This window comes from Lishizhenia sp. (assembly GCF_033720595.1).
GTDB lineage: Bacteria > Bacteroidota > Bacteroidia > Flavobacteriales_D > Crocinitomicaceae > Lishizhenia.
Genome location: NZ_JAWWCF010000126.1, coordinates 1 through 8,809, shown reverse-complemented (window position 1 = coordinate 8,809; position 8,809 = coordinate 1). Strand labels below are relative to the sequence as shown.

11 protein-coding genes are annotated in these 8,809 nt (G+C 36.0%); 3 read left to right on the top strand and 8 right to left on the bottom strand.

Translation table 11 applies throughout. From position 1 onward, the window contains the following. The first annotated feature begins 134 nt into the window (after nt 1-134). A complete protein-coding gene (locus tag R3333_RS09725) occupies nt 135-344 on the top strand; it encodes a helix-turn-helix transcriptional regulator (protein WP_318958600.1) in 210 nt (69 codons plus the stop codon). On the opposite strand, the gene R3333_RS09720 is transcribed toward R3333_RS09725, so the two are convergent. Further along, the gene (locus tag R3333_RS09720) at nt 341-1,243 is read right to left on the bottom strand and encodes a M28 family peptidase (protein WP_318958599.1); all 903 of its coding nucleotides are present in this window, start codon (nt 1,241-1,243) and stop codon (nt 341-343) included. The genes R3333_RS09725 and R3333_RS09720 overlap by 4 nt on opposite strands. A 116-nt stretch (nt 1,244-1,359) precedes the next feature. Between R3333_RS09720 and R3333_RS09715 the strand changes: the two genes are divergently transcribed. Beyond that, a complete protein-coding gene (locus R3333_RS09715) occupies nt 1,360-2,211 on the top strand; it encodes a helix-turn-helix transcriptional regulator (protein ID WP_318958598.1) in 852 nt (283 codons plus the stop codon). Between the two features lie 4 nt (nt 2,212-2,215). On the opposite strand, the gene R3333_RS09710 is transcribed toward R3333_RS09715, so the two are convergent. Genes R3333_RS09710 through R3333_RS09695 form a run of 4 tightly spaced genes read right to left on the bottom strand, consistent with a single transcriptional unit; the run spans nt 2,216 to nt 5,113 of the window. Next, nucleotides 2,216-2,512, bottom strand: a complete 297-nt coding sequence (locus tag R3333_RS09710) for a DUF721 domain-containing protein (protein ID WP_318958597.1) — start codon at nt 2,510-2,512, stop codon at nt 2,216-2,218. Further along, nucleotides 2,505-3,617 carry a DNA replication/repair protein RecF gene (recF, locus tag R3333_RS09705; protein WP_318958596.1) on the bottom strand — a complete coding sequence of 371 codons (1,113 nt, stop codon included), beginning with the start codon at nt 3,615-3,617 and terminating at the stop codon, nt 2,505-2,507. Before recF ends, R3333_RS09710 begins: the two co-directional genes overlap by 8 nt. Then, complete coding sequence (locus tag R3333_RS09700; protein ID WP_318958595.1) at nt 3,618-4,490, bottom strand: aminotransferase class IV; 873 nt, start codon at nt 4,488-4,490, stop codon at nt 3,618-3,620. Further along, on the bottom strand, nt 4,490-5,113 hold the full coding sequence (locus tag R3333_RS09695) for a rhomboid family intramembrane serine protease (protein ID WP_318958594.1): 624 nt from the start codon (nt 5,111-5,113) through the stop codon (nt 4,490-4,492). Before R3333_RS09695 ends, R3333_RS09700 begins: the two co-directional genes overlap by 1 nt. A 171-nt stretch (nt 5,114-5,284) precedes the next feature. Between R3333_RS09695 and R3333_RS09690 the strand changes: the two genes are divergently transcribed. Beyond that, nucleotides 5,285-6,838 carry a L,D-transpeptidase family protein gene (locus tag R3333_RS09690; RefSeq protein ID WP_318958593.1) on the top strand — a complete coding sequence of 518 codons (1,554 nt, stop codon included), beginning with the start codon at nt 5,285-5,287 and terminating at the stop codon, nt 6,836-6,838. On the opposite strand, the gene R3333_RS09685 is transcribed toward R3333_RS09690, so the two are convergent. The 3 genes from R3333_RS09685 to R3333_RS09675 form a co-directional block, all read right to left on the bottom strand. Beyond that, nucleotides 6,799-7,551 carry a hypothetical protein gene (locus R3333_RS09685; protein WP_318958592.1) on the bottom strand — a complete coding sequence of 251 codons (753 nt, stop codon included), beginning with the start codon at nt 7,549-7,551 and terminating at the stop codon, nt 6,799-6,801. The genes R3333_RS09690 and R3333_RS09685 overlap by 40 nt on opposite strands. Continuing rightward, on the bottom strand, nt 7,538-8,356 hold the full coding sequence (gene panB / locus R3333_RS09680; protein ID WP_318958591.1) for a 3-methyl-2-oxobutanoate hydroxymethyltransferase: 819 nt from the start codon (nt 8,354-8,356) through the stop codon (nt 7,538-7,540). The genes R3333_RS09685 and panB overlap by 14 nt, the downstream gene beginning before the upstream one ends. Before the next feature lie 81 nt (nt 8,357-8,437). Further along, nucleotides 8,438-8,809 (bottom strand): hypothetical protein (locus R3333_RS09675; RefSeq protein ID WP_318958590.1); only part of this gene is annotated, 372 nt, incomplete at its 5' end.

The following is an 8,809-nucleotide window of genomic DNA, read 5'->3' as shown; positions in this document are numbered from 1 at the left end:
GCTGATTCTTTGTTTTCTATTCATTTACAACTTTTCCTTTTTACAGGTAATGCTCTATAATTTATTCACTATTCTTATCTTCTTTATTTTGCGCTATCAGTGGAAAAAATATCAACTAAAAAAACAAATGAGTCATGAAGAATAACATAAAAGTTGAACGTGCGAAAAACGACATGACTCAAGCTCAATTAGCAGACAAAATAGGAGTTAGTAGACAAACCATTAATGCTACTGAAAAAGGCAAATACATTCCTTCTACCCTTCTTGCCTTAAAAATGGCCAAGGTTTTTAAATGCACTGTAGAAGATATATTTGAGATGGAAGACAGTGATGACAACGCTTAAAGCATAGCAAAAACTCCGTCAATCACTAAAGACATACGGTAATAGTCTAGGTTTTCCATAACATCTGTTTTTTGATGATAATGTTTATTTCTAAAAAAGGCAGTATCGGTAATCATGAGCGCAGGAAAACCAAAATGCCAGTAATTCCTATGATCAGAGAAACCAATACCCACAAGGTTCTCCGGGCCTTTAAAACGCTTGGCTTTCACTTCTACCAAGCGCTTGTACTTCCTACTCCATTTCCCAACATTTTTGTGAGCTCCTATTTTCTGAACGAGCGTTATATAATTCCCTCGCTTGCCATAGAAGAGCGATAAAAATTTTGACGGATAATCTTGTGTATGCTTTTCATCTTTGAAATACGCGATCATCTCCAGGCTTACCATAAGCTCTACTTCAACACTATCTTCTATTAAACTTTTGGCATGAATAAAACTCCCCATATTTTGGGTTCCGTAATAAGGCGGTTCTTCCAATGAATATGCCACCAGATTAACGCGTTTATTTAGAGGTTTATCCTTTAATAGTCGGGCTAATTCTAACAAGCCTACTACTCCACTTGCGTTATCATCCGCACCTTCTTGCAATCCGCACACGTCATAATGGGCTCCAATAACTGTAGCCTTCCCGTCTACAGGACCAAAGGAACAAATTACATTTTTATACTCCCTGCCATCCACGGTGAAATTCTGAAACCATACACTATCTGAATAAGCTTCGAATATGGATTTTATATAACCTGCAACCCTGTCTAATTCTTTTACATTCTTATAATGTCTATACTCTCCTGATTTTGTTATAGCTACAAAGTGATCTTTGATTATTGTTGTATCGCTTTGTTGAGCACAAGTTTCTAGTGAGCCTGCGAACATTAATATTGTAAAAAGAAAATATTTCATGGTAACTTAAGCATATTAAGACGTGTTTGACTGAATTTGCTCAACAAGATAAAAATATAATATAAGAGTTTTTAAACTAATAGTATTATTCAGACATTTGTATAAAAATAAACTTCATGCAAACCCTCCCTATTTACACGATAAAAGAGTTTAAAACTAAAACAAAGGAGTTCTACGTAAATGATTTAAGAGAACATCTGCTTACTCACCACTTCATTCACAAACCGCACAAGCACGACTTCTATATCTGTGTTTTATTCACACAAGGAAGAGGAAGGCATGAAATTGACTTTAAGAGTTACGAAGTAAAACCTGGAAGCGTATTTTTTTTGAAACCTGGTAGTATGCATCATTGGACTTTTGATGAGAAAGCAGAAGGTTATATCTTTTTTCACTCAAAGGGCTTTTACGATTTAAATTATCAAAACCGGCAGTTACACGATTTCCCTTTTTACTTTTCGTTATACAACCCACCCGTTATCTATCTCAGCAAAGAAGAACAGGATCAAAACCTTCCGTATTTTGAATTACTTATGCAAGAAGACCTTGAAGACTCTTTTTCTGCCATTAAAAGAGCTTCATTGATTGATTTAATCTACATCAATTTTGCACGCTTATACTCGGACCAACAAGGGAAGCAAGAAAGTAAAGTGAGTTATTTATTGAAACTACAAGTGTTTGAAACCTTGGTGAATCAGAACTACAAAATCCAGAAATCTCCAAATTTCTACGCAGATCAGCTCAATGTATCTATTAAACATTTGAATAGAATTGTAAAGGATACATTAAACATTACAGCCTCTCAATTTATAGCAGACCGTATCATTTTAGAAGCTAAAAAATTGTTGATACATGCCGATTATAGAGTGGTTGAAGTTGCGGATGCTCTTGGCTATGAGGACTCTTCTTATTTCATTCGATTTTTTAAAAAACATACAGGTTTAACACCGAATAAATTTACAGGTTAACGACCTATCCGAACCAGACATCTTTAATCATTTCAAATCCTGCGCGTTGATTAACCCGTTGAATGATAACTTGCTTTCCGTGCATTAACTCATCACGCATTACAGAAGAATTCAAAGTGAGGTACAAAACTTCATTTTTGATAACCATCTTTTCTGTCCTATTAGCAACGGCTTTACCCATCATTTCTTCCCAAGCATCAATAATGGTCATCTCTGCCATCTTATCATCGAGTTTATACGCCTTAAGCAATTTGTTAATTGCGTCTCCCAACGTTACTTCTCCCTTACCTCTTTCACTCATGATTAACCTCCTCTAATTCGTTCTTTTCTATTTCAAATAAACGGATGGGTACTTCAATTGCCTTGAAGATTTGCTCCACACGTTCTTTGTCTGTATCTGTTACCAAAACTTGTCCAAACTCATGCTGGTGAACCAGTTCCATGAGTCGTTGTACCCTTTCGTTATCTAATTTATCAAAAATATCATCTAACATGAGTATAGGTACAACATTTAATTGCTCTTTAAGCCATTCAAATTGAGCCAAGCGAAGTGCTGTAAGATAAGATTTTTGCTGACCTTGACTACCAAATTTCTTAATCGGGTGACCATTTATTGTAAATATTAAATCATCCTTATGCACACCCACCGTAGAATATTGTTTTCTCAAATCGTTGCGTTCAGCCTGTCTTACTAACTCCATAAAATCAGCATCGTGCAATTGACTTTTATACTCAAAACCAACTTCTTCCTTACTACCAGAAATTAAAGCATAGTACTTTTGAAAAACGGGAGTAAAATCACTTATGAAGTCTTTTCTTCTCTCGTAAACCATTTGTCCATAACGCACCAACTGGTCGTCCCAAACATCGATACTTTCTCGGTTAAAGAAACCAAAGCTTCCCATTTGTTTTAGAACGGCGTTTCTTTGCTCTACAACTTTTACGTATTTGGTAAGGTTATCTAAAAAGCCTCTATCGAACTGGGCAATGATTCCATCCATCCATTTTCGACGCAATTCACTTCCTTCAGAAATTAAATTTCTATCGTAGGGCGAAATCATAACCGAAGGGAACAAGCCTATGTGCTGTGCAAGCTTTTCGTACTCTACTTTATTCTTCTTGAATACCTTCTTGCTACCCGCTTTTACTGCACAATAGATATCTATCTTCTTTTGTTCTTTAAACCACTCTCCTTGTAGCACAAAGAATTTCTCATCAAAGTTGATATTTTGTCTATCGACAGGGTTTAAGTAAGATTTACACATACTTAAATAATGAACGGCATCCAGAAGGTTGGTCTTCCCGGCTCCATTCATTCCCACAAAGCAATTCACTTCTGGAGAAAGTTCAAACTCTGCTTGCTTGTAATTTTTAAAATTGACAAGCGATAATTTATTTAAGTACATCTAGTTTTCTTCTGTATTTTCTTCGAGTTCAACTACAGATTTATTCAATAAATCCGTCAATTTTTTCGACATATTATTGAAGTATCTTTTGGTTCTATAACCGCCAACCCAAGTTATCCCTTTTACGGCATTCGTCATAAATATTTCATCTGCAGCCAACAGGTTTTGCGGCATAATATTACACTCATACACCTTAATTCCGTTAGCCAAAGCAAGGTTAATGATCTTCATACGCATCACACCTGCCAAACAACCTTCTTCCAAACCTGGCGTATATAAAACCCCATTACTCACCACAAACAAATTAGAACTCGACCCTTCTAAAATCTCTCCCTTAGGGTTTAAAACCAAAAGGTCATCTAGCTGTTTCTCTTGTGCAGCAATAGAAGCCATCACATAAACTAAAGCATTCTTGGTCTTAAAGTTGGCCAGTATATCATTTTGCTTGCGCATTTCCATGAATAAATCAACCTCAAATCCTTTATAATTCAACGTATACGCGTTGTGCTCCATGGGGTAAACCTCAATAAAGTAATTGGCTTCATTACTTTCTGGTTTATAAGTACCTCCAATGGCTCTATCTAATGAGATTCTTACTCTTCCTCCTTGATCTATACCTGATAAATCCAGTAATTCTTGGATTTTTTCTTCAAAAAATTCTGCTGTGTAATAATTCGGAACACGGATCTTTAAAACTTTCGCTCCCTCCATCATACGATTGACGTGGGCTTCAACGTTCAAAGGTTTCCCATTGAGTACTCTTAAACTTTCGAACAATCCATCCCCGTACAAATGTCCTCTATTTCCAGACTGGATGGTTGCACCTATATTGGCTTTGACTTCTCCGTTGTTGTTGATGTAAATTTCTGACATTAATTAAAGATATATGAAATGAAAGCTTGTCCTTTTTCAAAATTAATTAAAAGAACATATACGATACCGAAAATTGCTCCTCCAAAGTGAGCGTCATGTCCAATGTTAGACGTCCCTTTCTTGGCCATGAAGTATTCATAAGCCAAATACGCTATTCCCAAAACCCAAGCAGGAATATCCCAAAACGGTAAAATGATAAAATTCAACGTTGCTCCCGGGTTCCAAAGGATGTAAGCAAAAAACACTGAAGATACAGCACCAGAAGCTCCCAAGCTCAGGTAATTTGGATTATCTGCATTTTTTGTCATTGGCCAAAGTGTAGCAAACAAACCTCCTGCTAAATATAAAATGATGTAGTGAAAGCTCCCCAAAGAGTTTCCATATTTGAAATCGAGCATATATTCAATGGCCGTTCCAAAATTGTAGAGTACAAACATGTTAAAAAACAAGTGTGTTAAATCTGCATGAACCACCATGTAACTAAAAAATCGGTAACCTTCTTTATGATGCTTTACATTATAGGGGTAAAACATCATTTTATACTTTAGGTCCCTATCCTGAAAAGCACGCCACGATATTAAGGCGGTAATGATAATAATAACAAGGGTAATCGAGAAACTCATAAAGTCGAAAATATACCTAATTTTAAGAACAAAGCTAAGGATTATGATTTTTTTATCAATCTTTCTCCATGAAATATAAGAACTACTTATTTTTCATTATTTTAGAACTAATATTCATACACTGCTATAGATTAATTGATGACGACCAATCATTAAAATAAGCGCTTAAAAATGAGAAACCTACTATTATTTACCGCTCTTTTCACCATACTGATAGGATGTAATTCTCCTACAGAGGAAAAACCTCATATTCCAACCGAACAAGAACGCTTTGAAAAGCAATTGAAAGATGCTCAATTCTCAAGCTTAAAACTCAACAGCGATCAGTTTGAATTTCTCAACGATTTTTATGCAGTTAACGATTATAAAAGAATTTGGGTAAATGATAGTTTATTACTTCCTGATGGAGATACGCTTCAACATTTATTGAACAATTACTATTTCTTTTGTACTCCCTTAAATCGCTACCAAACCTTAGCTAGTTTTCACGGATTAGATTTAGTTGAACAAGAAAATTTGATCACACTCAAATTGGCTTATTTGCTGAACGACCTTGAACAAGGATTTATAGATACCGCTCAAAGAAAGATTAAACCCTTAAATACTATTGCTCCCGAAAAACTCAACGAGTTTATCGCAAACAAAAAGGCTGCGACTTGGGAACAATCAATTCTAAGATACAGTTCACCACACGAAAAATTTACGCAAACCTTAGAAGGCATTAATAATTTTGTAAAGCACTACAAACTTGATACGATCAACTACAAAATTTCCGCTGTCCAAGAAGATTCTATTCAAAGTAAACAAGAGGCCAAGCTTGCTCTCTATACAAAAGGCTATATGGATAGTCCGGAAGTTGATGATTCTATTTACAATCTTGCCTTGATGAAATTTCAACGTATGAATGGATTGGAAGCAGATGGAGTTCTTGGAAAAAACACGGTGGAAGCACTCAATGAATCCAATGTAGATAAATACAACAGAACCATTTTAGCTTTGGATAAATGGCGTTGGAAAGATAGCTTGCCTGAGAAATATATCTGGGTGAATATTCCCGCTTACGAATTAAACCTTTACATTAATGATAGTTTAAAAAGCCAACACCGTGTAGTGGTGGGAACCAGGTATAACCGAACCCCACAATTTAAGGCTGATATGAAGACAATTGTGGCCTATCCCTTTTGGCATGTTCCCTACTCTATTTCATCAAAAGAAATACTTCCTCACTTAAAAAAAGACAGTAATTATTTAGCCAAGAACAACTACAAAATTTTCAAAGATGGCGACAGGATAGATCCATCAAAGGTAGATTGGTCTAAGATAGGTCGTAATACTTTCCCTTACCGCGTAAGACAAGATGGGGGAAGCTATAATAGTTTGGGGTTGGTTAAACTATTGTTTCCAAATGAACACAGCGTTTACATTCACGACACTCCCTCTAAGCGATTTTTTGAAAAAGCAGTTCGTTCATACTCTCACGGTTGTATTCGTTGTCAGAACCCTCTAGAATTAGCTGGATACATACTAGAAAGAGATGAAAACTTGTACAATAGAGATAGTTTGGATACCTTGATTAAAAGAAGAATTCAAAAGACCATACATTTAAACAATCCTTTTCCAGTTTACGTAGATTATATTAGTGTTGGAACTGACAGCACAAATGCCATTGTATTTTACTTAAATATTTACGGCAAAGATGAAGAATGGCTGAGTCTTTTGGAATAATAATTCATCAATAACATCAGTGGTACAATAAAATGTGGGAATCTATATAATGTCCCTAACAATCCTCTCAAAACATCCGATTCGAAACCATAAATAAAACGCGCCATACTCGTTAACACTCCCCAGACCACCATATACAAAAGCGCTGGTGTTTGAAATTTACGCGTGAAGAGGAGAAATGATGCTAAAAAATCAAAGAGTCCCATAATCATTAAAAACACTTTTATACTATCTCCTTCTAATCCCAAAATATAATTGGTCATACCCGCAAAATGACTCGGTATTGCGCCCCAACTTACAGCGAACACACCGTGACCAACAAAAGTTAAAGCCACAGCCATTCTCATGAAATTGTTGATTTTTGACATCCCGTACTTTAACACCCCTAGGTATAACAAAGGGGTAACCATCATCAACGTATGTTCTATGAATTGGTGAGGTAAAAAAGAAGATTGATAAAAACTATCACAGTTGTCCAGGAATAAAATTAAAAATGATATTCGCGCCCCAATTAGTTTATATTGAAACCTCTTGAATCCTAGTAAAACAGCACATAATATGAGCGGAACACCGAGAATTGATGTATTCAACTGACTATGGTTGAACAAGTCTTTACCATATAAAAGGTATTCAATACCTTTAGCAATTAACAAGAAAAGGCTGGCCCATTTGAGCCAGCCTTCGTATGATATACTTGTTTTAGTATTGTTCATTTTCATTCGGAAAATCTCCCGATTTGACATCCTCGATGTAACGATGGAAGGAACCTAACATTTCTTCGTAAAGGTTGTGGTATTTTCTTAAGAATCTTGGGTTAAACTCATTGTTAATACCTAACATATCATGAACAACCAACACCTGACCATCTACACCATTTCCTGCACCAATACCGATAATAGGAATGGATACTTCTTTGGCAACCTTAGCGGCAAGATGAGCTGGTATTTTTTCCAATACGATAGAGAAACAACCTGCTGCTTCTAGCGCTTTAGCATCCTCAATTAAGCGAGCAGCTTCTTCTTCTTCCTTAGCTCTTACCACGTAAGTACCGAACTTGTAAATCGACTGAGGAGTAAGTCCTAAGTGTCCCATAACTGGAATACCTGCCGTTAGTATACGCTCTATAGATTCAATGATCTCTTGACCACCTTCCATTTTCACGGCGTGTCCTCCCGACTCTTTCATAATTTTGATAGCACTAGACAAGGCTTCTTTCGAGTTTCCTTGGTAAGCACCAAAAGGCATATCAACTACTACCAATGCTCTTTCTACAGCTCTAACTACCGATGACGCGTGATAGATCATTTGATCTAAAGTAATCGGTAAAGTAGTTTCGTGTCCTGCCATCACATTCGAGGCCGAATCTCCTACCAAAATTACATCTATTCCTGCTGTATCTATGATACGTGCCATAGAGAAATCATATCCTGTTAACATGGAAATTTTTTCTCCTCTGTTTTTCATCTCCTGAAGAACATGAGTTGTAACACGCTTTGCTTTATTATTATGAACTGACATTATCTTCTGCGTTTAGTAGGCAAATTTAAAGGAATTTTAAACATTTCCGCTTATAATTAGCAACAGTATTTAACATCCATCTCAATAATTTTCTCTTAAATAAAAGGCAATACCCGCTCTAATTTCTAAGGCTGAAAAACTTAAGTCAGAACTCTGACTAATGATTCCCCTATTTCTCCATTTCTTTTTAGTGAGGTCTACTCCATAAGAAGCCTCTGCAAAAACGTTAACTGGAAAAAACTTAAGATGAAATCCTGTGGTAATTCCAACATTGAAAAATGGGTTGTTGTATTTTCTTTTCTCCGTTTCATAACCGTATAAGAAATCATCTTTTCCAATCATTAACTCCTCTGTTAATTTCGCATTTCCTCCTTCCAGTTTTAATCCGTGGTACAGGGTGAAATTCTTTACAAATACCGAATTAAACCCTACGGTTTCTGAAATACTCCATTG

Excerpts from the sequence above, each read along its gene's own strand:
- R3333_RS09725 (WP_318958600.1), top strand. The coding sequence starts at position 135 with ATGAAGAATAACATAAAAGTTGAACGTGCGAAAAACGACATGACTCAA.
- R3333_RS09720 (WP_318958599.1), bottom strand. The coding sequence starts at position 1,243 with ATGAAATATTTTCTTTTTACAATATTAATGTTCGCAGGCTCACTAGAA.
- R3333_RS09715 (WP_318958598.1), top strand. The coding sequence starts at position 1,360 with ATGCAAACCCTCCCTATTTACACGATAAAAGAGTTTAAAACTAAAACA.
- R3333_RS09710 (WP_318958597.1), bottom strand. The coding sequence starts at position 2,512 with ATGAGTGAAAGAGGTAAGGGAGAAGTAACGTTGGGAGACGCAATTAAC.
- recF (WP_318958596.1), bottom strand. The coding sequence starts at position 3,617 with ATGTACTTAAATAAATTATCGCTTGTCAATTTTAAAAATTACAAGCAA.
- R3333_RS09700 (WP_318958595.1), bottom strand. The coding sequence starts at position 4,490 with ATGTCAGAAATTTACATCAACAACAACGGAGAAGTCAAAGCCAATATA.
- R3333_RS09695 (WP_318958594.1), bottom strand. The coding sequence starts at position 5,113 with ATGAGTTTCTCGATTACCCTTGTTATTATTATCATTACCGCCTTAATA.
- R3333_RS09690 (WP_318958593.1), top strand. The coding sequence starts at position 5,285 with ATGAGAAACCTACTATTATTTACCGCTCTTTTCACCATACTGATAGGA.
- R3333_RS09685 (WP_318958592.1), bottom strand. The coding sequence starts at position 7,551 with ATGAACAATACTAAAACAAGTATATCATACGAAGGCTGGCTCAAATGG.
- panB (WP_318958591.1), bottom strand. The coding sequence starts at position 8,356 with ATGTCAGTTCATAATAATAAAGCAAAGCGTGTTACAACTCATGTTCTT.